This window comes from Croceivirga sp. ABH4_376 (assembly GCF_056160685.1).
Map to the genome: position 1 here is coordinate 103,672 of NZ_JBSWXQ010000007.1, position 25,389 is coordinate 129,060.

The 25,389-nt window shown below is 37.6% G+C and carries 25 protein-coding genes; 14 read left to right on the top strand and 11 right to left on the bottom strand.

What is annotated here, in order from left to right; all coding sequences use genetic code 11:
• Positions 1 to 5 precede the first annotated feature (5 nt).
• Both ACXAGS_RS13875 and ACXAGS_RS13880 read right to left on the bottom strand, forming a co-directional pair.
• A complete protein-coding gene (locus ACXAGS_RS13875) occupies positions 6 to 1,316 on the bottom strand; it encodes an ABC1 kinase family protein (RefSeq protein ID WP_474907591.1) in 1,311 nt (436 codons plus the stop codon).
• Positions 1,317 to 1,322: 6 nt separating this feature from the next.
• The gene (locus tag ACXAGS_RS13880; RefSeq protein ID WP_474907593.1) at positions 1,323 to 1,982 is read right to left on the bottom strand and encodes a TetR family transcriptional regulator C-terminal domain-containing protein; all 660 of its coding nucleotides are present in this window, start codon (positions 1,980 to 1,982) and stop codon (positions 1,323 to 1,325) included.
• A gap of 347 nt (positions 1,983 to 2,329) precedes the next feature.
• Here ACXAGS_RS13880 and htpG point away from each other — a divergent pair, with 347 nt between their 5' ends.
• The 3 genes from htpG to ACXAGS_RS13895 all read left to right on the top strand — a co-directional run bounded on the left by htpG (position 2,330) and on the right by ACXAGS_RS13895 (position 5,324).
• Positions 2,330 to 4,219, top strand: coding sequence for a molecular chaperone HtpG (gene htpG / locus ACXAGS_RS13885; RefSeq protein WP_474907594.1), 1,890 nt, complete (start codon positions 2,330 to 2,332; stop codon positions 4,217 to 4,219).
• 106 nt (positions 4,220 to 4,325) lie between these two features.
• Positions 4,326 to 4,682, top strand: a complete 357-nt coding sequence (locus ACXAGS_RS13890; RefSeq protein WP_474907596.1) for a DoxX family protein — start codon at positions 4,326 to 4,328, stop codon at positions 4,680 to 4,682.
• A gap of 3 nt (positions 4,683 to 4,685) precedes the next feature.
• Positions 4,686 to 5,324, top strand: a complete 639-nt coding sequence (locus ACXAGS_RS13895) for an MOSC domain-containing protein (protein ID WP_474907597.1) — start codon at positions 4,686 to 4,688, stop codon at positions 5,322 to 5,324.
• Positions 5,325 to 5,403: 79 nt separating this feature from the next.
• Here the strand turns inward: ACXAGS_RS13895 and ACXAGS_RS13900 are convergent, their stop codons facing one another.
• Positions 5,404 to 5,775, bottom strand: a complete 372-nt coding sequence (locus ACXAGS_RS13900) for a hypothetical protein (protein WP_474907599.1) — start codon at positions 5,773 to 5,775, stop codon at positions 5,404 to 5,406.
• 207 nt (positions 5,776 to 5,982) lie between these two features.
• Between ACXAGS_RS13900 and ACXAGS_RS13905 the strand changes: the two genes are divergently transcribed.
• Genes ACXAGS_RS13905 through ACXAGS_RS13915 form a run of 3 tightly spaced genes read left to right on the top strand, consistent with a single transcriptional unit; the run spans position 5,983 to position 7,789 of the window.
• Positions 5,983 to 6,864 (top strand): AraC family transcriptional regulator, encoded by an 882-nt coding sequence (locus tag ACXAGS_RS13905; RefSeq protein WP_474907628.1) that lies wholly within the window; start codon positions 5,983 to 5,985, stop codon positions 6,862 to 6,864.
• 2 nt (positions 6,865 to 6,866) lie between these two features.
• Complete coding sequence (locus ACXAGS_RS13910; RefSeq protein WP_474907600.1) at positions 6,867 to 7,460, top strand: alpha-ketoglutarate-dependent dioxygenase AlkB family protein; 594 nt, start codon at positions 6,867 to 6,869, stop codon at positions 7,458 to 7,460.
• A gap of 50 nt (positions 7,461 to 7,510) precedes the next feature.
• Positions 7,511 to 7,789: a TIGR03643 family protein gene (locus ACXAGS_RS13915; RefSeq protein WP_474907602.1), complete on the top strand. Its 279-nt coding sequence runs from the start codon at positions 7,511 to 7,513 to the stop codon at positions 7,787 to 7,789.
• Between the two features lie 2 nt (positions 7,790 to 7,791).
• Here the strand turns inward: ACXAGS_RS13915 and ACXAGS_RS13920 are convergent, their stop codons facing one another.
• Positions 7,792 to 8,568, bottom strand: coding sequence for a S1/P1 nuclease (locus ACXAGS_RS13920; protein WP_474907604.1), 777 nt, complete (start codon positions 8,566 to 8,568; stop codon positions 7,792 to 7,794).
• Positions 8,569 to 8,660: 92 nt separating this feature from the next.
• Here ACXAGS_RS13920 and ACXAGS_RS13925 point away from each other — a divergent pair, with 92 nt between their 5' ends.
• From ACXAGS_RS13925 to ACXAGS_RS13960, 8 genes are all read left to right on the top strand, one after another.
• On the top strand, positions 8,661 to 10,904 hold the full coding sequence (locus ACXAGS_RS13925; RefSeq protein ID WP_474907605.1) for a penicillin-binding protein 1A: 2,244 nt from the start codon (positions 8,661 to 8,663) through the stop codon (positions 10,902 to 10,904).
• A 43-nt stretch (positions 10,905 to 10,947) separates the two neighbouring features.
• Positions 10,948 to 11,817: an SPFH domain-containing protein gene (locus tag ACXAGS_RS13930; RefSeq protein WP_474907606.1), complete on the top strand. Its 870-nt coding sequence runs from the start codon at positions 10,948 to 10,950 to the stop codon at positions 11,815 to 11,817.
• 2 nt (positions 11,818 to 11,819) lie between these two features.
• Positions 11,820 to 11,978: a DUF4177 domain-containing protein gene (locus ACXAGS_RS13935; protein ID WP_474907607.1), complete on the top strand. Its 159-nt coding sequence runs from the start codon at positions 11,820 to 11,822 to the stop codon at positions 11,976 to 11,978.
• Positions 11,975 to 12,901 carry an alpha/beta hydrolase family protein gene (locus tag ACXAGS_RS13940; RefSeq protein ID WP_474907609.1) on the top strand — a complete coding sequence of 309 codons (927 nt, stop codon included), beginning with the start codon at positions 11,975 to 11,977 and terminating at the stop codon, positions 12,899 to 12,901. The genes ACXAGS_RS13935 and ACXAGS_RS13940 overlap by 4 nt, the downstream gene beginning before the upstream one ends.
• Entirely contained in the window at positions 12,894 to 13,055 is a 162-nt protein-coding gene (locus tag ACXAGS_RS13945; protein WP_474907611.1) for a type II toxin-antitoxin system antitoxin, read from the top strand. Before ACXAGS_RS13940 ends, ACXAGS_RS13945 begins: the two co-directional genes overlap by 8 nt.
• A 65-nt stretch (positions 13,056 to 13,120) precedes the next feature.
• Positions 13,121 to 15,319, top strand: coding sequence for a DUF5916 domain-containing protein (locus tag ACXAGS_RS13950; protein ID WP_474907613.1), 2,199 nt, complete (start codon positions 13,121 to 13,123; stop codon positions 15,317 to 15,319).
• A 25-nt stretch (positions 15,320 to 15,344) separates the two neighbouring features.
• Positions 15,345 to 16,607: a DUF819 family protein gene (locus tag ACXAGS_RS13955; RefSeq protein WP_474907614.1), complete on the top strand. Its 1,263-nt coding sequence runs from the start codon at positions 15,345 to 15,347 to the stop codon at positions 16,605 to 16,607.
• Between the two features lie 72 nt (positions 16,608 to 16,679).
• Positions 16,680 to 17,369 carry a DUF4369 domain-containing protein gene (locus ACXAGS_RS13960; RefSeq protein ID WP_474907615.1) on the top strand — a complete coding sequence of 230 codons (690 nt, stop codon included), beginning with the start codon at positions 16,680 to 16,682 and terminating at the stop codon, positions 17,367 to 17,369.
• A 14-nt stretch (positions 17,370 to 17,383) separates the two neighbouring features.
• Here ACXAGS_RS13960 and ACXAGS_RS13965 read toward each other — a convergent pair whose 3' ends face one another.
• The 7 genes from ACXAGS_RS13965 to ACXAGS_RS13995 all read right to left on the bottom strand — a co-directional run.
• Positions 17,384 to 17,656 carry a hypothetical protein gene (locus tag ACXAGS_RS13965; protein ID WP_474907617.1) on the bottom strand — a complete coding sequence of 91 codons (273 nt, stop codon included), beginning with the start codon at positions 17,654 to 17,656 and terminating at the stop codon, positions 17,384 to 17,386.
• A gap of 28 nt (positions 17,657 to 17,684) precedes the next feature.
• Positions 17,685 to 18,647, bottom strand: a complete 963-nt coding sequence (locus ACXAGS_RS13970; protein ID WP_474907630.1) for a type I phosphomannose isomerase catalytic subunit — start codon at positions 18,645 to 18,647, stop codon at positions 17,685 to 17,687.
• A gap of 64 nt (positions 18,648 to 18,711) precedes the next feature.
• On the bottom strand, positions 18,712 to 19,119 hold the full coding sequence (locus tag ACXAGS_RS13975; RefSeq protein ID WP_474907619.1) for a 6-pyruvoyl trahydropterin synthase family protein: 408 nt from the start codon (positions 19,117 to 19,119) through the stop codon (positions 18,712 to 18,714).
• Positions 19,103 to 19,639: an isopentenyl-diphosphate Delta-isomerase gene (gene idi / locus ACXAGS_RS13980; protein WP_474907621.1), complete on the bottom strand. Its 537-nt coding sequence runs from the start codon at positions 19,637 to 19,639 to the stop codon at positions 19,103 to 19,105. Before idi ends, ACXAGS_RS13975 begins: the two co-directional genes overlap by 17 nt.
• Before the next feature lie 68 nt (positions 19,640 to 19,707).
• Positions 19,708 to 20,658: a PorP/SprF family type IX secretion system membrane protein gene (locus ACXAGS_RS13985; protein ID WP_474907623.1), complete on the bottom strand. Its 951-nt coding sequence runs from the start codon at positions 20,656 to 20,658 to the stop codon at positions 19,708 to 19,710.
• A 10-nt stretch (positions 20,659 to 20,668) separates the two neighbouring features.
• Positions 20,669 to 22,621: an Ig-like domain-containing protein gene (locus ACXAGS_RS13990; RefSeq protein WP_474907631.1), complete on the bottom strand. Its 1,953-nt coding sequence runs from the start codon at positions 22,619 to 22,621 to the stop codon at positions 20,669 to 20,671.
• An 81-nt stretch (positions 22,622 to 22,702) separates the two neighbouring features.
• Positions 22,703 to 25,389 (bottom strand): collagen-like domain-containing protein (locus ACXAGS_RS13995; protein ID WP_474907625.1); only part of this gene is annotated, 2,687 nt, incomplete at its 5' end.

A 25,389-nucleotide genomic window follows, 5' to 3' on the forward strand; every position in this document is an offset into this window, starting at 1 on the left:
TCGGACTAATCCAAATATTGTCTAAAGTTATTTACCTCAACTTTAGCTTTAAGATCGTGCAACAGATTATACAATCCAAAGAAGGTTCTATTCATATATAAAAAATGTTTAGAACCTCTGTTGCCGTTCATTTTACGAATTTGTGGGTCTTTTGAGTACCGCTCGCTTAAATCCGCAATTTGACTCCAGAACACTTCGGACCCAAAATCAAAGGTCTCCTTATTAAAAGGCGCGGTAAAAATGGTCAACATTTCTTTAAACAACGCGGTAAAAAACTTCAACTCTTCCGCAGAATCCATTTGAGTTAAAATTTCCAATTCGTACAACTTTGCCGTAAAAAATTCATCATTAGAAATATTCTGCTCCGCGGCCAATTCGAAATAAGGATTGTAAAAATCGTCTGGTATAATTTTAATGCAGCCAAAATCTATTGCTATTAACTGATTGTCCGCACTTACTAAAAAATTACCTGGATGCGGATCGGCATGTACTTTTTTAAGACCGTGAATTTGAAACATATAAAAATCCCATAAAGCCTGCCCTAGTTTGTTACCTTCTTCTTGATTAAATTCAGTTTTGGCAAATTCGCTCAAGTGGGTTCCCTGCATCCAATCCATAGTAATAATTTTTTCACTGGATAGGTCCGGGTAGTAGTTAGGAAACAACAAATTTGGAATGTCTTTGCAAGCCAAGGTTATTTCTTGACTTTGCTTTAATTCAAGGTTATAGTTAGTCTCTTCAATTAACTTATTTTCTACCTCCTTAAAATATTTATCAGAATCTTTACCCTGCAAGTTAAACATGCGTATGGCTATGGGCTTAACTAGTGCTAAATCACTACTTATGCTATCTGCAACGCCTGGGTATTGTATTTTTACCGCTAAAGATTTACCATCTTTGGTGGCTTTATGCACCTGCCCAATGCTTGCGGCATTAATAGAATCTTTTTCAAAAGTATCGAACACTTCTTCTGGATACTTGTTCAAATATTTTTTAAATGTTTTCCTTACCAACGGTGCAGAAAGTGGTGGCACGGAAAACTGGGATAGGGAAAACTTTTCTACATAGGCGTTGGGCAATAGATTTTTCTCCATGCTCAGCATTTGAGCTACCTTTAACGCACTTCCCTTTAGGTCTTTTAACCCATCATAAATATCCGTGGCATTATCTTGGTCCAAAGTGTCTTTGGCATTCTCTGGATTTACTATTTTATTGCCATAGTATTTTACATAGTTACCACCAATTTTAACCCCTGTTTTAACCAATTTACCGGCTCTTTCTAATTTTCCGGTAGGTATTTTATCTAGCGTCTTCATATATCATCATGCAAAATTCTCCTTGTATAAAAACTTTCCAAAGTCCAACAAACTATCTAAGGGAGTGCTATCAAACACATCAAAAATGGTGTTTACGGATTTTTCTATGGCCACATCTGTTTTTTCAAAACCTTTGGAAGAATCTTTCATCCAAAATTTTAGCAGAAATAAAAATTGTACCCAAGCTCCTTCTGAAAATACCTGCGGACTCTTTTTAGATACCTTTATTTTCTTCTCATCGTTGGCATCATTAATCAAATCTTTGGCAAAAGATTTTACGTGAGTACGCAGTCCTTTTAACTCTTCTAATTTATCTGGCATTTTTTTAGAATTACCCAATGCGAATAATACATAACTTCTATTTAAGGTTAAAACTTCAAAAAACGTATAAAAGAATGTTAGCATTTTGTCCCTGTTACTAAAGCTAGAATAATCTTTATTGGCATTTAGTAGCTGCACGGTGTTTTCAAAAAACTTGTCCCAAATTCTTTTCTGCAAGGCTTCAAAAGAACCAAAAAATTCATAGAACTGTTCTTCCTTAACCTTGTATAGTTTGCAAAACTTATAGATGGACATAGGGTATGCTTCTTGCTCCAAAACATGGTCCATGTACAACGTAATCAACTTGTCTTCCGTAACTTTTGATGCTGTCGTCTTTGTAGCCATAATAAAATGTTTAAAATAAAATTACATATTATTAAACAGCAATGCTGTTAAATAGTACCTAAATAAAAAAAGAAAGTGCACTTTCTAGCAAAAGTGCACTCTCACAACCTAACCAATAAATAAACAACTCTTGTTGTAGAAATAACTTTTCATAGCAATTTTTTACCACAACACTGCAAATATAATAATGTTTAACTATTCAACTAATTTATTAAACATTAAAATTTGTTAAAATTAAATTAATGTCAGTTTGTCAGTTTTATAGGTATGGTATTTTTTTTGCCATAAAGGCAAGTAAAATCAATTATTTAATCGCTTTTAAGCACTCTTTATAAAACAAAACAAATATGGCAACAGGTAAGATTAACGTTTCTGTAGAAAACATTTTTCCACTGATAAAGAAGTTTCTTTACAGTGACCATGAAATTTTCTTGAGAGAGTTGGTATCTAATGCTACGGATGCTACTTTAAAATTAAAACACCTTACGGCAATTGGAGAGGCCCAAGTAGAATATGGGAATCCTATCATAGAAATTAAGGTAGATAAAGACAACAAAAAAATACACATAATAGACCAAGGTATTGGTATGACCGAGGCAGAGGTAAAAAAGTACATTAACGAAGTTGCTTTCTCTGGCGCGGAAGAGTTTTTAGATAAGTATAAAGATTCTGGTAAAGACACTGGAATTATCGGACATTTTGGCCTTGGCTTCTACTCTGCATTTATGGTTGCGGAAAAAGTTGAAATTGTTACCAAGAGTTTTAAAGATGAGCCTGCGGTACGTTGGGTTTGTGATGGGTCTCCAGAATTTGAACTTTCTGAAGCAGATAAGACGGAAAGAGGTACTGAAATTATATTGCATGTAGCAGAAGATTCTACAGAATTTTTAGAAGAGGCACGCATAAGAACCTTATTGACCAAGTACAATAAGTTTATGCCAATACCAATTAAGTTTGGAACACGTACAGAAACGCTGCCAAAACCTGAGGATGCAAAAGAAGATGATCCGGCACCTACAAAAGAAGTAGATGATATTATTAATAACCCTAACCCGGCATGGACTAAAAAACCTACCGATTTAGAGTCAGAAGATTATAAGAATTTTTATAGGGAATTATATCCAATGCAGTTCGAAGAACCATTGTTTCATATTCACCTAAACGTAGATTATCCATTTAATCTAACAGGTATCCTTTATTTTCCAAAGCTTACCAATGATTTAAATATTCAAAAAGATAAGATACAACTGTACCAAAATCAGGTATTTGTAACGGATAATGTAGAAGGTATTGTTCCGGAATTTTTAACCATGCTCCGTGGCGTAATAGATTCTCCAGATATTCCTTTAAACGTTTCTCGCTCCTATTTACAGGCAGATGGTGCGGTTAAAAAGATTTCTTCTTACATCACCAAAAAAGTTGCAGATAAGTTAAGTTCATTGTTTAAAAACAACCGTGAAGACTTTGAAAGCAAATGGAACGATATTAAAGTGGTGATTGAATATGGAATGCTTTCTGAAGATAAATTCTTTGACAAAGCGGATAAATTTGCGCTATACCCTACCGTTGATGGTAACTATTACACGTTTGAAGAGCTGATAGAAAAAGTAAAGGACAATCAAACCGATAAGGATAATAAGACTGTTTTATTGTATGCCAGCAATACGGAAGAACAACACAGCTACACCGAAGCAGCTAAGGCAAAAGGATATGAGGTATTACTATTAGATTCCCCCATTGTTGCACACCTATTACAGAAATTAGAAACATCTAAAGAGAACATCTCTTTTGCTCGTGTAGATGCAGACCATGTAGATAATTTAATTAAGAAAGAAGAGGAAACCATTTCTAAATTGTCTGATGATGAAAAAGAAACATTAAAAGGCGAATTGGAAAAAGTATTAGGAGAGAAAAGCAGTTATACCGTTCAATTAGAAGCTATGGACAGTAACGCACAACCTTTTATGATAACAGAGCCGGAGTTTATGCGCCGAATGAAAGATATGCAGAAAACAGGTGGTGGCGGTATGTTTGGCATGGGTAATATGCCAGATATGTTTAACCTTATCGTAAACACGAATCATGAACTGGTTGGTGAAATCTTAAACACCAAAACGGCTAAGAAAAAAGAACGATTGATAAATCAGTCTTTAGATTTGGCACGTTTATCTAAAGGTTTATTAAAAGGAGAAGAACTGACCAAATTCATCTCTAGAAGCTATGAAATGATAAAGTAGTGTAACACTACTTCCTGCCAAGACAGGAATCCATATATGTAGAAAACCGTTTTGAACCAATTCAAAACGGTTTTTTTTATTTTCTATCTTTAGCAAAAACTCAAATATGTTTTCAACTCCTTGGCATATTTATTTAATGGCGGCCATGTATATTTTTGGAGGTATTATGCATTTTGTAAAACCTAAAGCTTACTTACGTATTATGCCAAGGTACCTACCTGCCCATGAAGCACTGGTATTTTGGAGTGGTGTAGCAGAAGTTGTTTTAGGTTTAATGCTCTGTTTTACGCTTACCAAAAATTTAGCCGTTTATGGTATCATTGCTATGCTAGCGATTTTTCTTCTAGTTCATTTTTACATGCTTTCCGGTAAAAAACAAGCTGCTGGCATTCCAAAATGGTTGTTGATTTTAAGATTACCATTGCAATTTGGACTTATGTACTGGGCTTATTATTACCTTTAAAACATGGAAATTGTTAGCACAAATTTAGGAGAAGCCAAAACTGTTGAATGGAACGGTAAGAACATACAAACGGGTATCTATAAATATCCCACACATGTGGCACTTTTATTAGAAAATACAGATGTGGCCAATGATGCCGTCATAGACCGTAAACATCATGGAGGCACAGACAAGGCATGTTATGTATTTTCCACGGAACATTATCCTTTTTGGAAAGAAAAATACCCCAACTTAAATTGGCAATGGGGTATGTTTGGAGAAAATTTAACAGTTACCCAGCTAGACGAAACCAAAACATATATTGGCAACATCTATGAAGTTGGCCAAGCCGTAGTACAAATATCAGAGCCAAGACAGCCCTGTTTTAAACTGGGTGTACGATTTAAAGACCAAAATATTATCAAAGAATTTTTAGCCCATTCTGGTTCTGGCACCTATTTAAGAATTTTAAAGGAAGGGAGCGTAAAAGTGGGCGATGTTTTTGAACTTAAAGAAGAAGCTAGAATCCCTTTAACTATATATGACTATTATAGGTTAGCAACAAACCAAACCAAAAGTAAAGCCATTATGGAATTGGCCAGTTTAAGTAAAGGATTAAGAACTGAAAAACAATTATTCTACAAGAATAAATTGGCAAAATAAAACCCCGGTACTGCTACCGGGGTTTCCACAAACTGAATAAATTAACTAAAAACTAAACTGCTCTGTGTAGAACTGTAACTTATTTTACCGCTACAGTTTCCTTGAAAGATTTTTTGTTTTCGGTTACAACTACAGTGTAATCGTTTTCAAAAGCGTTCTCAAAGTTGAATGCCTTTTCAATAACCAATTTACCTTCCAAAACTTCTTTATATACTACTCTACCTTCGTTATCGTAGATTCTAATCATTACATCTTTCTGCTCCAAGTTTAAAAGGCTTACCAATAATTTATCACCTTTCTTCTTAAATATAGGGTCTAGCTCTACAGCCATGATGTTCTTTTCTACCTCGTTAACCTTTTTACCAAAAGTCTTTTCAGGTCCGTTAGCCATTGTTGCTACTGCTACAAATAATAAGGCTACTGTTACTGCGTTTTTCAAAATTGCTTTCATAACTACTTCGTTTTTATGATTAATTAAAAACTTACACTGCAAACATACGCCGGCTTACCCATGCCACTCTACTACAGAATTTTCCAATATCTATACTATTTTACCCTACAAACAATGTTAATTTAATGTAAACGGTAATTTTCCATAGTTTTGTGTTAAATTTGTACAGTATTAGTAAAACAGGCGTTTAAATTGAAGATAGATAGGATGATGGAACCCTTTAAACAAAAACCAGCTTTTGAAGCTATAGAACCAAATTTTGGTTACTCTTTTACATATAATAAATACGATGAGTACAACCTTAACCATTACACTTCTTGGCATTACCACCCAGAATTAGAACTGGTCTATATAAACGGTGGCTCAGGAAAAAGACAAATAGGTAGCCATGTATCTTATTTTAGGGATGGTGATTTAATCCTAATTGGCAGTAACCTTCCGCATTGTGGATTTACGGACAAGCTTACCGGAAACAAAAGTGAGACGGTGATTCAAATGAAAAAAAACTTTTTAGGAACGGAGTTTTTTAATATTCCGGAAATGAAACGGGTCAAAAACCTGTTGGACATTTGCAAAAGCGGTATAGCATTCTACGGAAAAACCAAAACTAAAATTGGCGAAAAAATAGAAATCTTAGAATACCAGACCGATTTTCAACGCCTTCTTTCCATATTAAACATCTTAAATGAGCTGGGCAGTTCCGACGAATACAAAGTATTAAATGCAGATGGCTTTACCATGCAGTCCGAAGTGAAAGATAATGACCGTATCAACATCGTCTTTAATTTTGTGAAAATGAATTTTAAAGAAGAGATAAAATTAGAACAGATTGCAGACATGGTAAGCATGACGGTACCTTCTTTTTGTCGCTACTTTAAAAAAATAACAAATAAGACGTTTACCCAATTTGTAAACGAATACAGGTTGGTGCACGCCTCTAAACTACTTGCGGAACAACCTATTAGTATTACTGAGGTTTGTTATGAAAGTGGTTTTAACAACTTTTCCCATTTTAATAAATCGTTTAAAGCGTTTACTGGGCAAAATCCTTCAGAATACAGAAATGAATTAAAAGCTGTATTACAATAAAATTGGCACAACCAGAATCCATAGTTTTAGATTTACCACAGGCAGATGTGGTTTATTTTCCTAAATTTTATGATTTAGAAACGGCCAATATCATTTTTAATCGCCTTGAAAAAGAAACACCTTGGCAGCAAGACAAGATTACCGTATTTGGTAAGACGTATGACCAACCCAGATTAACGGCACTTTACGGCAACAACGGTAAATCCTATTCCTATTCCAACATTACCATGAAACCGCATATCTTTTCCAATCTTTTAAAAGAGATAAAATCCAAAACGGAGGAAATAACCAATACCCGTTTTACTACTTGTTTGCTAAACTTGTACCGGTTTGGAAAAGATAGTAATGGTTGGCACGCAGACGATGAAAAAGAATTGGGTACAAACCCAATAATTGCTTCGTTAAGTTTTGGTGCGCCAAGGGCTTTTCATTTTAAAAACAAGGAAAACAAAGATTTAAAACATAAAATGGTTTTGGAAAACGGTAGCTTATTGTTAATGAAGGGCACTACCCAACATCATTGGCTACACCAAATACCCAAAACGGCCAAACCAATTGGCCCGCGTATAAACCTTACCTTTAGAACTATAAGGTAATAACATTAAACAAAATTGACCTTACTTCGGGGCTACTATACCTTTACGGTATGGAAAAAATTTTTACGGAAAGAGAATTAGACCGAATTATAGAAATGGCTTGGGAAGACCGCACCCCTTTTGAGGCCATAACGTTTCAGTTTGGTATTTCTGAGCAAGAAACTATAGAAATAATGCGCAAACATATGAAAGCTAGTAGCTTTAGAATGTGGCGTAAAAGGGTACAAGGTAGAAAAACCAAGCATGCAAAATTACGGGATAACGGTACAGACCGTTTTAAGTGTTCTAGACAAAGACATATAAGCGACAATAAAATTGCCAAACGTTAGTCTTACTCAAATAACTCGTTTAATACCTTGGCCAAACGCAAGCCTCCTTTTTTTAGTTGATCAAACAACAAAGGATTATTTTCATAACTGTAACGGTAGCTCAATTTCTCTCCTACTTTGGCAGAGCCATAAAGCTTAGTCGCTAAAACATGAGATTCCTCAACCCAATCAATTACCAGCCCAGCTTGTATTTTTTGTTTTTCTTGTTTTGTGGTGCTCCGTAATAATTCATCGCCCAATTCTTCATAACTCATTCCGTAACTCTCTATCATATTGGTATCCCATACCCTGTGCAGATTACTACCATCATTAAACCACCTTACCTGTATATCGTTTCCTCCCTTATCTTCTCCCCTACCAACATGCAACGGTTGGTGCAAATCCCCAATTAAATGAACCAATAACTTTAGATGAAATATTTTATCGCTTTTACTGCTTTTGGTATCTTTAATTACGGCTTGGCAGGTAGCTATGGCTGCTACAATATCTCCATGTTCACTTTTTTCGGAATCTTTATATAAAGTGCCCAATGGATAATTTACATAATGCCAAGGAGAATATTCAGAAAAACTTCTATCGGATTTTATTTCATCTGCATAGGTAGATACAAACGCTAAGCTGTGACCATCTAGCAACTTATTAATTTTCTTTCTAGCTTTTTTAGTTAAATGCTGTTCCGCAATATGGCCGGTTACCCTATGTCCTTTCTTACCCCAAACCAAATTAGCGTTTGCAACCGTATGTACTAATAGAACTACAAAAAAAATGTAATGCTTCATCACCTTAAAAAATTTTAGGCAAATTTAGCATTGCATCTAAACCTATTGTTAAATACCAAATAGTTTTAACCTTTTATTATCATCTTACCCCAATGGAGAAAAAATCGCTTTTGCAAAAACTTAATAAAAAAAAGGTGCTGAAAATAGTAGCTATCAGTGTAGGTATACTAATTGCACTACCCTTACTATTTATACTTCTTGTAAGATTTGGAGCCTTTGGTAAACTTCCTAGTAAAGAAGCATTGGCCAATATTGAACATCAACGAGCTTCTGAAATTTATTCGGCAGATAGTGTCTTAATAGGTAAGTTCTACTTAAACGATAGACAGCCTATTCCTTTTAAAAATATGCCCAAAAACCTAAAAGAAGCCCTTATTGCTATAGAGGACGAGCGTTTTTATGAACATTCTGGAACCGATTTAAAAAGTATGGTCCGTGTTGCTTTTAAAAGTATTTTGTTGGGCGATGAAAGTTCTGGTGGTGGTAGTACCATAACCCAGCAGTTAGCTAAGAACCTATATCCCAGAAGAGAACGAAGCAATAAAAACCTTGTAATAAACAAGGTAAAAGAAATGCTTATGGCTAACAGAATTGAGTCTATCTACACAAAAGACCAAATTCTTGCCTTGTACTTAAACACCGTATCTTTTGGAGACAATACCTATGGAATAGAAGCAGCCTCGCGCAAGTTTTTTAATACCAGTACAGACTCCTTAAAAACTGAACAAGCTGCTGTTCTGGTTGGCATGCTTAAAGCTACATATGGCTATAACCCTAGGGTTTTTCCAGAAAAAAGCCTCACAAGAAGAAATTTGGTGCTTTACAACATGTATCGTAATGGTTTTATTTCTGAACAAGCAAAAGACAGTTTAACAGCTCTTAAATTAAAATTGAATTATAGGGATTATGACCATAACAATGGCCTAGCACCATATTTTAGGGAAGCCGTAAGAAAAGAACTTTTACCGTGGTGCCAAGAAAATGAAGTAAACCTTTATACAGACGGGCTTAAGATTTACACTACGTTAAATTATAAGCTACAGAAGTTGGCCGAAAAAAATATGTTGACCCATTTAGAGAGCTTGCAAAAACAATTTGAAAAGGGATATGGCAGCAATGCACCATGGCTTAACAACCCAAACTTGATTAAAAAAATTGCCAGACAAACCCGCACGTATAAAAAGTTGGTAAAAGCCGGTTTAAAAGAAAATCAGATTTGGGACAGTCTTAGTGTAAAAAAACCAATGAATTTACCTGGTTACAAAGAAAATAAAGAAGTAAGCGCAAGTACGTTAGATAGTATAGCTCACTTTATAAAATTCTTAAATGTAGGTAGTCTTAGCATGGACCCCAATACTGGTGCTATTAGAAGTTGGATTGGTGGAGTTAACTACAATTATTTTAAGTACGATCATGTAAACCAAAGTAAAAGACAAGTAGGCTCTACCTTTAAACCTATAGTTTATTTAGCTGCCTTGGAGCAAGGGGTGCAACCCTGTGATTATTTTTCTGCAAGAGAGGTAGAATATGAAAACTTAAAAGGATGGTCTCCAAGCAACTCAGGAGATAAAGACGAGGCTTATTTAAATTATAGCATGGAAGAAGCCCTTACAAATTCCGTAAATACCGTAACGGTAAAAATTCTAGAAAAAACAGGAATTGACAAGGTACTTGAACAGGCAAAGAAAATGGGAATAGGCACAGAATTACCAAAAGAACCCGCTATTGCTTTGGGTGCCGGAGAAATAAAGTTGATAGAAATGGCTAAAGCCTATAGTTCTTTAGCCAATTACGGCAAGGTTACTCAACCCTATTTTATACAAAATGTAAGCTCAGTTAACGATAGTTTACTGTATGCCCACAAAAAAGAACGTTCTACAAGCTTAAGCTCTTCTCAAGAAAATGCGGCCATAATTTTAAATATGATGCAATCTGTAGTAGACCGTGGTACCGCTGCTAGAATTAGGAGTACTTATGGTTTGGATAATGATATTGCCGGAAAAACGGGAACCACGCAAAACAATAAAGATGCTTGGTTTGCTGCCGTTACCCCTAAAATGGTACATATTACTTGGGTAGGCCTAGACCACCACCAAATTGGTTTTAGTTCTACCACTATAGGGCAAGGAGCCAATGCGGCCCTACCTGTTTTTGCCAAACTATATAAAGACATGAACGGCAAACCAGAATTTGATAGTATTACCAAAGCAAAATTTAAACTACTATCTACTGACTTAATCAATATACTAAATTGTGATCCTGTTAAAAGAGACGGCTTTTTAAAACGGCTGTTTACCAATCCGAACAAGAAGAAAAAGAAAAAATTCCACAATTAAAATATTTTAATATATTTATGACATCATTTTAATATCATAAAACATGAATCAATTAACCAATGAAAAAACCACTACCCCAATAAACGGGTACTTAATGTTGTTCTTAGCTGTTATACTTATTGCAGGGGGTACTTTTTTACTTTTTAATGGCGGTTCACTACTATTAGCATTAGCTGTCTTTATAGGATTATTCCTAGCTTTTGGCTTGGTCTTGGTAAACCCAAACAGCTCAAGGGTGCTTCTCCTTTTTGGCAAATATGTAGGTACAATAAAGTCTAACGGCCTTTTCTGGGTACTACCCTTTTATTCCAAGAAAAAAATATCCTTGCGTGCCAGTAATTTTGATAGTGAGCGTCTCAAAGTAAATGACAAGTTAGGTAACCCAATCATGATTAGCACTATTCTTGTTTGGAAGGTTACGGACACTTATAAAGCTGCTTTTGATGTTGATGATTACAAAAATTTTGTGCGCGTACAAACAGATGCCGCCGTTAGAAAATTAGCAAGTATGTACCCTTATGATAATTTTGCGGACGAGGGAATTGAAGAAGACATTACCTTAAGGTCTAGCGTTAATGAAGTAAGTGAGGCATTAGAAAAAGAAATTCAAGACCGTTTAGAAATGGCTGGTATAAAAGTCTTAGAGGCAAGAATAGGGTATTTGGCCTATGCACAAGAAATTGCCAATGCCATGCTTAAAAGACAACAGGCCACGGCCATAGTTGCGGCAAGGCACAAAATTGTAGAAGGTGCGGTAAGTATGGTAGAAATGGCGTTAGAAGAACTAAGCAAAAAAGAATTGGTAGCTTTAGACGAAGAAAGAAAAGCTGCTATGGTTAGTAATTTAATGGTAGTACTCTGTTCTGATAAAGATGCATCACCAGTAGTTAACACCGGCACCTTAAATCATTAAAAATGAAGGAATATAAAGTGGTACAATTTAGGCATGGGTTAAGTAATAATACCCAAAAATTGGAAGACTTATTAAATAACCACGCCCATCAAGGCTGGGAAGTAAAACAATACTTGGAACAGTCGTCAAAAATTATTCTTGAACGAAATAAGAATAGATGAAAAAACTAATTTTACTGGCATTCTTTTTCGCTTTTAATGGTAAGGCACAGGTAATTATAGAACCGTTTACAGTATACAACGATTCTATTAAACTTTCTGGTGTTTTATCATACCCAGAAAGCAAAAAGCCATTGCCTTTGGCCCTATTTATTGCCGGTTCTGGACCAATAGACAAGGATGGCAACTATAAGCCCATGATACATGCAGATTATGTAAAACTATTGGCCGATAGTTTAAACCAAAAGGGAATTGCTTTTTTAAGATTCGATAAGCGCACTTTTTCTAAGGAGAACATACATTTACAACCTAATATTGGCTTTGAAGACTTGGTTGCAGATGTTAGTACTATACTCAAGGCTTTTGGGAAAGATCGTCGCTTTAAAGGCTTTCATCTTATAGGGCATAGCCAAGGCTCACTAATTGCAATGCTACAAAAGCATAAAAAAATTAAGAGTTTTGCGTCGCTATCTGGTCCCGCAAGGCCCATGAGCGCTATACTAGTAACACAAGTAGCACAGCAGAGTAAAGATTTAGCGGCAATTGCAAAAACCCATATTGAAGAATTACAACAAACGGATACTATAAAAGAAGTTAATCCTTTACTCCTATCCCTATTTGCGCCTCAAAATCAAAAATTCATAAAATCATGGATGGCCTTTAACCCGCAAGTAGAAATAAAAAAAATACAGATTCCCACACTTATTTTAAATGGCGACCTAGATATTCAGGTACCTGTAGAAGAGGCAAAACTATTGCAAAATGCACAACCTAAAGCAAAGCTTGTAATATTAGAAAATACAACTCATACTTTAAAAGAAGTTACTAGAAAGCATCAACAGCTTGCAACTTACACGGACCCTAAATACCCTTTATCCAATAAGTTGGTAATGGAATTGGAAAAATTTATTAAGTCGAATGAGTAAGAAAAAGGGATTTGCCCTACGATTAAACGAAGACATGCTCAAGGCCATTGAAAAATGGGCTGCAGACGAGTTTAGGAGTACCAACGGACAAATTGAATGGATGTTGATGAAAGCGCTCAAAGAAGCCAAAAGAGCACCTAAAAAAGAGGGATAGCGTTATTTAGCATTTATTTAACAGCTCAAAATGTTAATTTCGGAGAGCTAATTCAAACGACTATCATGGCCAAACTACTTGCCACGGGCATTCTTGTGTCCTTGTTTCAACTTACGTTGGCACAGACCAATCCTAAAAAGTTCACGGTTAAATTTACAGACCTACCCGTAAAACTAGACGGAATTTTAGATGAACCCGAATGGCAGCAGGCAGATGGACCAACTAGGTTTCAGCAATACTTTCCTTCAGATACCACACTGGCCCAAAAAGAAACCGAAATTAAAATGCTTTATGATGCAACCACGCTTTATATTGCGGTAAAGGGCTACAGCGTTGGAAAAAATTACCTTACCCGTTCACTACAACGCGATTTTAGAGGTGGTGGCATAGACCAAATAAGTCTTGTTTTTGATACTTTCAATGATGGTACCAATGCATTTTTGTTTGGTATGAACCCATTTGGCGTACGCCGTGAAGCGTTAATTGCCAATGGTGGAACAGATAGGGATGATTTTACCACCTCATGGGATGTTAAGTGGAGGGGTGAATCTAAAATTTATGACGATTATTTTGTCTCCGAAATTGCTATTCCCCTAACCTCTTTTAAGTTTCGTGAGGGTGAAACCAAATGGAGGTTTAATTGTTATCGCCTAGACATGCAGGCCAATGAGCGTTCTACTTGGGTTAAAATTCCTCAAAATCAATTGATTTTTAATCTGGCTTTTATGGGGGATATGCATTTTGAAAAACCATTAGGAAAATCTAGGACACCTTTAGCTATAATTCCCTACGCCAACGGTATTTTGGCCAAAGACTATGAAGAAAATGATAATCTAAATAATTTTAAGGTAGGTGCCGATGCTAAAATCTCTATTGGTAATAGTTTAAACCTGGACTTAACCGTTAACCCAGATTTTTCTACGGTAGAAGTAGATAATTTTATAACCAATCTTACCCGTTTTGAAGTGGCACTACCAGAACGAAGACAGTTTTTTATAGATAATAATGATTTATTTGGAAGTTTTGGTGGTTCTAGAGATGCCAATCCATTTTTTAGCAGAAGAATAGGTATTGCGAAAGATACAGCAGACAATACCATTGAAAACAGAATACTTGGTGGACTCCGATTAAGTGGTAAAATCAACAAAAATTTACGATTAGGATTTCTGAACATCCAAACCGAAGAAGATTCCGAAAACCAAATAGCATCTAATAATAACATGATGCTGGCATTACAACATAGGATGTTTGCGCGTTCTAATTTAGGGTTCTTTTTTATTAATAGACAAGCCATTAATCCAGGCGATTATTTAGAAGAAGATGAAACATTTAACCGGGTTGTAGGTATAGATTACAATTTGGCCACGGCAGACAATAGCTGGCTTGGCAAGTTTTATGTCCATAAATCGTTTCAGCCAAATGATTCTGAAGGTAATTATTCGTTAGGCGCCTTTTTTGGAAAAAACACAAAGTATTTTTCAGCTTTTATAGATGCCGTATCCGTAGACGAAGAATTTGAGTCTGACCTCGGTTTTATAAGAAGAACCGATATTTTTAAGGTTGCACAAATTTTAGAAGGAAGGTACTGGCCGAAAGAAGGTAAAATTAATAGATGGGAAACGCAGCTGTTCAATGTGGTTACCTGGAGACCTGGTTTAGACTGGTTGTATTCTGATTATAACATAAATTGGGAACTTACGGCAGAATTTAAATCTTTGGAAAGATTACAGGCTAGGTTACAAAAACGCTTTGTATACCTAACAGATTCTTTTGACCCTTCTGGCAAAGATGATGCTATTGAATTACCTGCAAATACAAGCTATCATTTCAACCGGGTAGAATTAGAGTTCCAATCCGATCAACGCCGTTTTTTTTCTTATGCCTTGGAACCTAGTTATGGCCAATTTTTTAATGGGAACCGGTTGTCCCTAGAGGGTAGGTTTAGCCTTCGGTTTCAACCAAAAGTAGAATTAGGCCTTAATCTGCAGTATGATAATATTTCGTTACCCGCCCCATATTCTAGTGCGGATATTTGGCTAATTAGCCCAAGGGCAACAGTTACTTTTAGTAAATCTGTTTTTTGGTCTACTTTAGTGCAGTATAGCAACCAAAGAGACAATTTAGGAATAAACTCTAGGTTACAATGGCGTTTTGCCCCTTTATCAGATTTGTTTCTGGTGTATAACGACAATTATTTTGTGGATGTTTTTGCACCTAGATTTAGATCCATAAATTTAAAGCTTACTTACTGGCTTAACATTTAAGTTCAATTTATACAACCAACTATATATGGACCAACTTCCGTTAACGGACGACACTGTTATTTTTGGCCTATTGGCACTTTGCCTGGGTTTTGTCTTTTATACCTCTAACCTAGAGAACAAATTCTGGAAAAAGTTCTACACCTTTGTGCCTACCGTACTTATGTGTTATCTATTGCCTGCTATTTTTGCTAGCAGCGGCTTAATTTCAGAAGAAGCTTCTAATCTATATTTTATAGCAAGTAGTTACCTACTACCTGCGGCTTTGGTATTAATGACTTTAAGTATAGACCTTAAGGCAATAGCAAATTTAGGCTCAAAAGCTTTAATTATGTTTTTTACGGGTACAGTTGGTATTATCATTGGCGGACCAATTGCAATACTAATCGTATCTATTTTTTCTCCAGAAACAGTAGGCGGCGCTGGTTTTGATGCCGTCTGGCGAGGATTGGCAACCATAGCAGGCAGTTGGATTGGTGGAGGTGCAAACCAAGCAGCTATGTTAGAAGTTTTTCAATACAATCAAGAAAAATATGGCGGTATGGTCTTAATAGATATCGTGGTAGCCAATATTTGGATGGCCATTATCTTATTTGGTGTTGGTAAGACCAAAACTATAGATAATTGGTTAAAGGCAGATACCCGTTCTATAGAAACGCTAAAGGAAAAAGTTAAGACCTATACGGATAAAATAACACGAGTGCCCACCACCAAAGATTATATTATGCTATTATTCTTTGCTTTTGTAGGTGTAGGTCTGGCCCATTTATTGGGGCATCATTTTGCAACATTTTTAGAAAACAATTTTGAAGCAGTAAGTAATAAAGATAAAATTCTATCTTCTTTAGGTTCTAAATTTTTATGGATGGTAGTATTTGCCACAGCTTTTGGTATTGCTTTGTCCTTTACCAAAGCTAAAAGTTATGAAGGTGCAGGCGCCAGCAAAATAGGCGGTCTGTTTATTTATATTTTAGTAGCTACCATAGGTATGAAAATGGATTTAGGTAAGGTTCTAGAAAACCCGGGCTTAATTGCTATTGGGTTAATCTGGATAACCATACATGCCCTTTTATTAATTATCGTGGCAAAGTTAATTAAAGCTCCTTACTTCTTCTTGGCAGTAGGTAGCCAGGCAAATGTTGGCGGAGCTGCCTCTGCCCCAGTAGTTGCCGCAGAATTTCACCCCTCTTTAACCTCTGTTGGTATCTTATTGGCCGTATTTGGCTATGTAGTAGGTACGGCGGGAGCTTATTTATGTGGATTGCTAATGGAAATATCTGCTAATTTATAATGTTAATATTTTTTTAAAACCTAACTTTTAAAAATAGATATTATTAAGATATTTGCCACTCAATTTTGGATAATGAAAAAGATAATTTTTACGATTGGTTTAGCCACTTTACTAGTTGCATGTGGTGGTAATTCTAAAAACACCATGCACCTAACCGGGTCTATTAAAGGACTTAAAAAAGGAAAACTCTACTTACAAAAGCTGGCAGATACCACATTGGCTACGGTAGATTCTATTAGTTTTAACGGTGACGGATCTTTTGAAATAGCATATGAACTAGAAGACCCTGAATTGTTCTGGTTGCATTTAGATCGTGCAGACAATAATGATTTTAATGATCGTTTGGCATTTTTTGGTGAAGCCGGTGAAATAACAATCAATACCACTTGGGACGAGTTTGATAAAAAAGCGAAGATTGTTGGTTCTAAGAGTCATGAAGAGTACAAAGAATACCAAGAGATGATTTCGCAATTCAATAAAAAAGATTTAGAGATAAACCATTTGGCAATAACGGATAGTACTAAATTAGATTCTTTGCGTACGGTTGCCCAAAGAAATTATCTAAGAAGGTATGGTTATATTTTAAACTATGGTTTAACACACCCTAACAGTTATGTAACACCTTATGTAACCCTATATGATGGTGCAGAGGCCAATCCTAAATACTTAGATAGTGTCTATAACAATTTATCTAAAGAGGTAGCTGCCTCAAAATACGGTAAAGCATTATCCGAGCATATTAAAACACTAAAATCAGAATAAAAAAAATGGCCCTGTTACTGGGCCATTTCATTTAGGTTTTCAATCAACTCTAACGCTTTTTGCTCTAGCTGATTTTTTATATCCTTAAAGTGAAGTTTTTTATTCGCTACTTCTTTTTGATGCACTTTCTCCATTAACTCATCAAAATAAGCTATAGCCTTGTCTATTAGTAGAGAGCCTTCTTCTGAATTTATATTTCCAGTTTCCGCTTCCCACTGATAAACGGCATCAATTATATCTCCTAATACGTAGTTGATATCCTTTTTTAAATCTCTAACGCTTGCCATTTCTTCTAATTTTGAGCAAATGTACGCACTAAATAGTTACCTCTAACAACTTTACGCCTTTTGTAGCAATGCGTATAGAATTAGACGCTGCCGGAACTAAAATGGTTTCCCCTTTTTGTAAGTGAACGTCTCCGTTATCATTGGCAACTACCGCACTACCTTCTACACACATATATATGGTAAAAGAATCTCTTTTGCTGGTATCTTGAGCAAGGTCTGCGGTTAAATCCAAAATATTGGTTTTAAAATAAGGACAGTCTACCATTTGGTTTACCTGATCTTTAGTGGAGCTATAGCTTACCTTAAAATCGTCTTTCTTTTTATAATCTATGGCATCTAAGGCCAACTCTGTATGTAACTCTCTTAGATTACCTTCTTTGTCTTTTCTATTAAAATCAAAAACACGGTAAGTTATATCAGACGTTTGCTGAATTTCCGCAAGCATAACACCGGCACCAATAGCATGTATTTTACCAGTATTTATAAAAAACGTATCACCAGAGGTTACCGCTTCATAATTAAGTAAATCTAAAAGTGTGTTTTCTTCTAGACTTTTTTTATACTCCTCCTTTTCAACATCTTTATTAAAGCCAACAATTAATTTGGAACCAGGATCGGCATCCATGATGTACCACATCTCTGTTTTTCCAAATGAGTCATGGCGCTCCTTTGCCAAATCATCATGTGGGTGTAATTGTATGGATAAATCTTGTTTGGCATCTATAAACTTTATTAAGATTGGAAACTCATTCCCAAAGCGCGCTATAACGCTTTCGCCCAATAAAGACGGTCCATATTCATCAATCAAAGCCTGTAAAGAAGTACCTTTAAGTTCACCATTAGATACAATAGAAACATCTCCTTTTACGGCAGATAATTCCCAACTTTCCCCTGTGGTTTCAGTCTCACTCGGTTTATTAAAAAGACGCTGTAATTTCTCTCCTCCCCATAAACGGTCTTTCATTATGGGATCAAACTTTAACGGGTACAAATTCATTTTTTGTATTATTTTTCTTACTTATTAACGTTTAACTTGTAGATTAAGTATGTGCAGTTTAACCCGAGTATGTTACAAAGTTTCGTGGTGTTTCAAATAATTGTATTTCTAATTCCTTATCTAGAGATAAATGAGGTCTAATTCTATTAAAAATAACAACCGCAATATTTTCTGCAGTTGGGTTTAAATCCTTAAAATCAGGAACATCCAAATTAAGGTTTTTATGGTCCATGTATTCCGTAACTTCCTTTTTTATAAGGTCTTTAAGTACTTTCATATCCATTACATAACCGGTTTCTGGGTCTATTTCTCCAGTAACACTTACAATTAGATCGTAATTATGACCATGAAAACTAGGGTTATTACATTTACCAAACGTTTCTTGGTTTTTTTGGTTAGACCAATCTGGTCTAAACAAACGATGGGCCGCATTGAACTGTTCTTTTCTACTAACTTTTACTCTCATGCAATTCTAACATTAAGTGATCGTAAAACTTTTCAAAAATAATTTTGAACCAAGCAGTATATATTGAAGGATTGTTGGCAATATCTTCTTTTATGGCCTCTGGCCGCATCCATTTCCAACTTTGAACTTCTTCTGGGTTTATATTTGGTTCATCTACATAATAACCTACCATAACATGATCATACTCATGCTCCGTAAGGCCGTTATCAAATGGAGCTTTATATACAAAAGATAAAACTTCCTTAAGTTCGGTTACAAATCCCATTTCTTCCATTAACCTGCGTTTTCCTGCTTCAAGATTAGATTCTCCTTCACGTTGATGGCTGCAACAGGTATTGGTCCATAAATTTGGTGTATGGTATTTATGAGCTGCACGTTGCTGCAACATAATTTCACCTTTGTTGTTCATTACAAACACGGAAAAAGCCCGATGCAAAAGCGCCTTTTCATGGGCTTCCATTTTAGGCATTAGTCCTATTTGCTGGTCATTCTCATCGACCAAAATAACTTTCTCTTCCATGGCATAAAAATAATCCCTTTAGCGGAGTATTACACCTAAAGAAGCATTAAAAATAAGAAAGTAGGATTTTAGAAGAAACGTGGCGACTTTAGATTACCTTCTGAACGAATAAAATCGAATCTAAAAATTACTTCGAACGAACCATCGTTAAAACTAGTGGCCCCTAAATCTGTAATTTCACGATCATACGCCAGACCTAAAAACATTTGTTCAGAAATATTGAAACCGAACATACCACTAAATGCGGCATCCCAACGGTAAGCTACACCACCAATAAACTTTTCATTGAACATAAAATTGGCAGATAAATCTACCTGTAATGGAGCTCCATTGACCAATTTGGTCAATACGGCAGGTTTAAATTTTACATTAGAGTTTAGGTCCCAAACGTAACCGGTTATCAAATAAAAGTTCATACGCTCTTTTGCCGTGGATAGCGAGGACTCATCAAAATGCTCTGTCTCTAAAAACCTTGGAACAGACAAACCTGCATAGAACTTATCCGTATGGTAGTAAACTCCAGCACCAATGTTGGGAGAAAAACGATTGTCTATGTTATTCTGCAAAGATGCATCTGAACCTTGAGCGGCGTCTTGATTTAATTTATCAAAATCTATATTCAATAGATGTGCACTAGCCTTAAGGCCAAAGCTTAACCTACTCTCTAAATTTAGTTCTATGGTATAGGAAAAATCGCCGTCAAAATAGGTCTCGGTAGTAGGGCCAATTTTATCATTTACAATAGAAAAACCTAGACCAACACCGCGGTAGCCAATAGGTGAGTGAATGTTCAAGGTTTGTGTTTCTGGTGCACCATCCAAACCAATCCATTGATTTCTATACAGGGCGGCTAAACTTAAGTGCCCCCTAGAACCAGCATAAGCCGGATTTACACTCATGGTATTGTACATATATTGGGTGTACTGTGCATCTTGCTGTGCCGTTGCCGAGGAAATCCCCAATAACAGCACAAAAAGTGCCAAACCTATTCTAGAATATTTTAATATGTTTTTAAACATATGAATGCTTTTATCTATTGATGTATATGTAACCAGACAGTTGTTTCATATTGCCAACAGTATCTTGATAATCTATTATGTAGAAATAAGTACCTACCGGCAATTTACGTTGTTGATCAATGGTTACCCTTCCTTCAGAGGTTCCATCAAATACATTTCCGTTTGAATTGTATGCTTTTGTTTGGAATACCAATACACCCCAGCGATTGTAAATTTTAACCGTGTTATTTGGGAAATTTTCAATATTGGCGATTCGCAAAACATCATGAACACCGTCTCCGTTTGGAGTAATAACGTTGAAAACCTCAATTTCTGCTTCGCTTTGCTCCAAATCTGGATCTAAATAGTTTGGTGTACCATCCTCATCAGAATCATCATTTGCAAAATCACCATCTAAGTTTAAGTCTTCATCTGCAGTTTCAATACCATCATCATCATCATCTGTATCCCTAAAATCCGGAATTCCATCTTGATCGGTATCTGGTAGGTCTGCTAACGGATCATTGATATCGTCATTTACATCCGTGTCTATAGTTTCGTTACCCTCATACCCATCATTAAGACCATCATTATCTTTATCAGAATCTATCCAAACCACATCTGGAAGACCGTCTTGATCAAAATCATTACCTTCAATATTGTCTGGAACACCATCTCCATCCGCGTCTTCATCTACGTAATCTGGTAATCCGTCCAAATCGGTGTCCACAGGTATAACCCCTAGAACACCTTCACTCTCATAAGCATCGTCCAAACCATTATTGTTGGCATCTATACCAATAGGAGCAATGTAACCATCTGTAGTTTGTGCTTCTATATTATCTGGTATACCATCATCATCACTATCAATATCTAAATAATCCGGGATACCATCATTATCCGTATCTGTGGGATTAGTGGCAGGGTCGTTATCACCATCTGTATTCAAATCCTCAAAACTATCCAAGATACCATCGCCATCTGTGTCCAAAACTATTTGATCGCTTACAACAATTGTAATTGTTGTAGTACTACAATTCCCTAAGGCATCACAAACGGTATAGTCAAACATATCAGTACCGTCAAAATCAGGATTAGGGGTATAAGTGACCATATCATCAGACGGGTCATTTGGAGTACCATTATCGTTTACTGTTACGGTTCCGTTAGTAGGATTGGTCACGGTAAATGTTCCTGAATCTGGTAGATCATTATCATTTCCGGACCACGAAATTTGTATTGGTGTATCTTCCTCTGTAGTTACCACATCTGCAACGGTATCTACAATAGGTGTTACCGTTACGGTTACTGTTGCGGTACTACAATCTCCAAAACTGTTACACAAGGTATAGTCAAATGTATCTTGTCCATTAAAATCCGGATTTGGCGTGTACGTAACAATGTCGTCCGTAGGGTCATTTGGTGTCCCATTCTCATCTACGGTAACCGAGCCATTAGCTGGCTCTGTAAAAGTTAAAACTCCCGTATCTGGCAATTCTGAATCATTATCAAAAATTGGTATTTGAACAGCATCGTCCTCATCTACCACTGCCACATCATCCACCAAAATAGCGGCTTGATCCATACAGACTACCGTAAACCTTGGTAAAACAAAGCTATTGTTGGCCTTTGTTATAGTTGCAACGTAGCGTTCAACGTTTTGAGTTGCTGTTACCATGGGTTGGGTTCCACTTATACTGGTATCGTTCCAATTAATAGTTGCACTACTATTTACATTCTGAGAAACATCTAGGGTTACCTCATTATAGGGCGAATTGCAATTGGTAACAATAAAATACCCTGTAGCATTGGAACCGCAAAGTGTACCGTCATAGGTTGCAAAATAAACACCAGGCTCCGTAACCTCATAAAACGAATCCGTACCTAAAACGGTGGTCGTGTCCGAAGCTTCAAACCACCTAAAGTTGTTTTGATCACTATCTGTAGGGGCCTGCAGTAAAAACTGAGCGGAAACACTGCCCATACCCAATATAAAAAGGAATATGGACAGAAGTTTTATTTTATGTAAAATGGACTTATCCAAAATTTGTGGAGCTTTAAATGATTATTTAACTACAAACACTACGTTGATTAACGAATTGTAATCTGCAGGTTGCCCAATAATCTCATAACTTAGAACACCATTAGCATCAATGCTCATTGTGGCCGTATTAAATACTGTTGGATCTGCATAGGTTACGTAGTAATAAAGCTCCGTAGCGGTATAAGTTGGCAAAGCAGCTGGTGCACCAGCACTACCTACTGTTGGGCTACCATACTGCGCCATATATTGCGCATGCAAGTCTATGGAGAATGTTCCATTTATAGAGGCATCTACAGCAATTGATGGCGGATAGAAAATCCTTGCCGCTTTAGATGTAATAGGAGCAATTGCTTGTATTACTTCTTCTACATTTGTTTCTGATGTTGGTGAAGCCTCACCTCCCTCATCTACGTCTATAGGAGTTCTCAATAATACCTCGTCATCATATTGATCATCAGAACCAATATCTGTTAATGGAACATCTAAGTTACCACCACCATCAGTAATCCTTAGGTTACCTCCAGATATGGAAAAACCTGTATTGTATTCATTTCCAATATTACTATCGGCATCATTTACATTTATGGTTACGTTGTTCCCTCCAGTTATCGCAATATAACCTGGGTTACCATTTGTTGAAAGGGTCTGGTCGTCCGTCGCTGGATCTCCTGCTGGACCTATTGGACCCTGCGGGCCTTGTGGTCCCTGTGGTCCTGTTGGGCCTGCAGGACCTTGAGGACCTGTTGCACCGTCTTGTCCATCTTGCCCATCTTGTCCAGGCTGACCTTGAGGACCCTGTGGGCCTTGTGGACCTTGAGGACCTTGTGCCCCTGTTGGACCTGCTGGGCCTTGAGGACCTGTTGCTCCATCTTGTCCATCTTGACCAGGTTGGCCTTGAGGACCCTGTGGGCCTTGCGGACCGGCTGGACCCTGCGGGCCTACTGCACCGTCTGCGCCATCATTACCTGCTGGGCCTTGTGGACCGGCTGGACCTTGCGGGCCTACTGCACCGTCCGCGCCATCATTACCTGCTGGACCTTGTGGACCGGCTGGACCCTGTGGACCTACTGCACCGTCCGCGCCATCATTACCTGCTGGGCCTTGAGCACCTTGAGGACCTGTTAAATCCGAAGTCGTAAAGCTGGTACCGTCCGTATAATTTAAAGTAAACGTACCGTCATTATTATCTACTGTCGAAGCAATTCCGTTTCCATCTGCACCATCCGCGCCATCATTACCTGCTGGACCTTGTGGACCGGCTGGACCCTGTGGGCCTACTGCACCGTCCGCACCATCATTACCTGCTGGACCTTGAGCGCCTTGAGGACCTGTTAAATCCGAAGTGGTAAAACTGGTACCATCCGTATAATTTAAAGTAAACGTACCGTCATTATTATCTACTGTGGAAGCAATTCCGTTTCCATCTACACCGTCTGCACCATCATTACCTGCTGGGCCTTGTGGACCCGCTGGACCCTGCGGGCCTACTGCACCCTGAGGACCTACTGCACCATCCGCACCATCATTACCTGCTGGGCCTTGGGCGCCTTGTGGACCTGTTAAATCCGAAGTGGTAAAACTGGTACCGTCCGTATAATTTAAAGTAAACGTACCGTCATTATTATCTACTGTGGAAGCGATACCGTTTCCATCTGCACCGTCTGCGCCATTAGCACCTGCTGGACCTTGAGGACCGGCTGGACCCTGAGGGCCTACTGCACCATCAGCGCCATCATTACCTGCTGGACCTTGGGCGCCTTGTGGACCCTGAGGACCTACTGCACCGTCCGCACCATCATTACCTGCTGGACCTTGTGGACCCGCTGGACCCTGAGGACCTACTGCACCGTCCGCACCATCATTACCTGCTGGACCTTGTGGACCGGCTGGACCCTGAGGGCCTACTGCACCATCAGCGCCATCATTACCTGCTGGGCCTTGGGCGCCTTGTGGACCTGTTAAATCCGAAGTGGTAAAACTGGTACCGTCCGTATAATTTAAAGTAAATGTACCGTCATTATTATCTACTGTAGAAGCAATTCCGTTTCCATCTGCACCGTCTGAACCATCATTACCTGCTGGTCCTTGTGGACCGGCTGGACCCTGTGGGCCTACTGCACCGTCTGCGCCATCAGCACCGTCAGTACCCGCTGGACCTTGGGCGCCTTGTGGACCTGTTAAATCCGAAGTGGTAAAACTGGTACCATCCGTATAATTTAAAGTAAACGTACCATCATTATTATCTACCGTAGAAGCAATTCCGTTTCCGTCTGCTCCGTCTGCACCATCAGCACCATTAGTACCATCAGCACCTGCTGGACCTTGAGGACCGGCTGGACCCTGCGGGCCTACTGCACCATCCGCACCATCATTACCTGCTGGGCCTTGGGCGCCTTGTGGACCTGTTAAATCTGAAGTAGTGAAGCTGGTACCGTCCGTATAATTTAAAGTAAACGTACCGTCATTATTATCTACTGTGGAAGCAATTCCGTTTCCGTCTGCGCCATCTGCACCGTCTGCACCATCATTACCTGCTGGGCCTTGTGGACCGGCTGGACCCTGTGGGCCTACTGCACCGTCCGCACCATCAGCACCTGCTGGACCTTGAGCGCCTTGAGGACCTGTTAAATCTGAAGTAGTGAAGCTGGTACCGTCCGTATAATTTAAAGTAAACGTACCGTCATTATTATCTACTGTGGAAGCAATTC

Bases quoted from the DNA above. Each gene is read 5' to 3' on its own strand.
- ACXAGS_RS13880 (WP_474907593.1), bottom strand. From the start codon at position 1,982: ATGGCTACAAAGACGACAGCATCAAAAGTTACGGAAGACAAGTTGATT.
- ACXAGS_RS13905 (WP_474907628.1), top strand. From the start codon at position 5,983: ATGATGGAACCCTTTAAACAAAAACCAGCTTTTGAAGCTATAGAACCA.
- ACXAGS_RS13985 (WP_474907623.1), bottom strand. From the start codon at position 20,658: ATGTTTAAAAACATATTAAAATATTCTAGAATAGGTTTGGCACTTTTT.
- ACXAGS_RS13935 (WP_474907607.1), top strand. From the start codon at position 11,820: ATGAAGGAATATAAAGTGGTACAATTTAGGCATGGGTTAAGTAATAAT.
- ACXAGS_RS13890 (WP_474907596.1), top strand. From the start codon at position 4,326: ATGTTTTCAACTCCTTGGCATATTTATTTAATGGCGGCCATGTATATT.
- idi (WP_474907621.1), bottom strand. From the start codon at position 19,639: ATGGAAGAGAAAGTTATTTTGGTCGATGAGAATGACCAGCAAATAGGA.
- ACXAGS_RS13975 (WP_474907619.1), bottom strand. From the start codon at position 19,119: ATGAGAGTAAAAGTTAGTAGAAAAGAACAGTTCAATGCGGCCCATCGT.
- ACXAGS_RS13925 (WP_474907605.1), top strand. From the start codon at position 8,661: ATGGAGAAAAAATCGCTTTTGCAAAAACTTAATAAAAAAAAGGTGCTG.
- ACXAGS_RS13930 (WP_474907606.1), top strand. From the start codon at position 10,948: ATGAATCAATTAACCAATGAAAAAACCACTACCCCAATAAACGGGTAC.
- ACXAGS_RS13960 (WP_474907615.1), top strand. From the start codon at position 16,680: ATGAAAAAGATAATTTTTACGATTGGTTTAGCCACTTTACTAGTTGCA.
- ACXAGS_RS13900 (WP_474907599.1), bottom strand. From the start codon at position 5,775: ATGAAAGCAATTTTGAAAAACGCAGTAACAGTAGCCTTATTATTTGTA.
- htpG (WP_474907594.1), top strand. From the start codon at position 2,330: ATGGCAACAGGTAAGATTAACGTTTCTGTAGAAAACATTTTTCCACTG.
- ACXAGS_RS13875 (WP_474907591.1), bottom strand. From the start codon at position 1,316: ATGAAGACGCTAGATAAAATACCTACCGGAAAATTAGAAAGAGCCGGT.
- ACXAGS_RS13915 (WP_474907602.1), top strand. From the start codon at position 7,511: ATGGAAAAAATTTTTACGGAAAGAGAATTAGACCGAATTATAGAAATG.
- ACXAGS_RS13940 (WP_474907609.1), top strand. From the start codon at position 11,975: ATGAAAAAACTAATTTTACTGGCATTCTTTTTCGCTTTTAATGGTAAG.
- ACXAGS_RS13950 (WP_474907613.1), top strand. From the start codon at position 13,121: ATGGCCAAACTACTTGCCACGGGCATTCTTGTGTCCTTGTTTCAACTT.
- ACXAGS_RS13895 (WP_474907597.1), top strand. From the start codon at position 4,686: ATGGAAATTGTTAGCACAAATTTAGGAGAAGCCAAAACTGTTGAATGG.
- ACXAGS_RS13990 (WP_474907631.1), bottom strand. From the start codon at position 22,621: ATGGGCAGTGTTTCCGCTCAGTTTTTACTGCAGGCCCCTACAGATAGT.
- ACXAGS_RS13920 (WP_474907604.1), bottom strand. From the start codon at position 8,568: ATGAAGCATTACATTTTTTTTGTAGTTCTATTAGTACATACGGTTGCA.
- ACXAGS_RS13945 (WP_474907611.1), top strand. From the start codon at position 12,894: ATGAGTAAGAAAAAGGGATTTGCCCTACGATTAAACGAAGACATGCTC.
- ACXAGS_RS13965 (WP_474907617.1), bottom strand. From the start codon at position 17,656: ATGGCAAGCGTTAGAGATTTAAAAAAGGATATCAACTACGTATTAGGA.
- ACXAGS_RS13955 (WP_474907614.1), top strand. From the start codon at position 15,345: ATGGACCAACTTCCGTTAACGGACGACACTGTTATTTTTGGCCTATTG.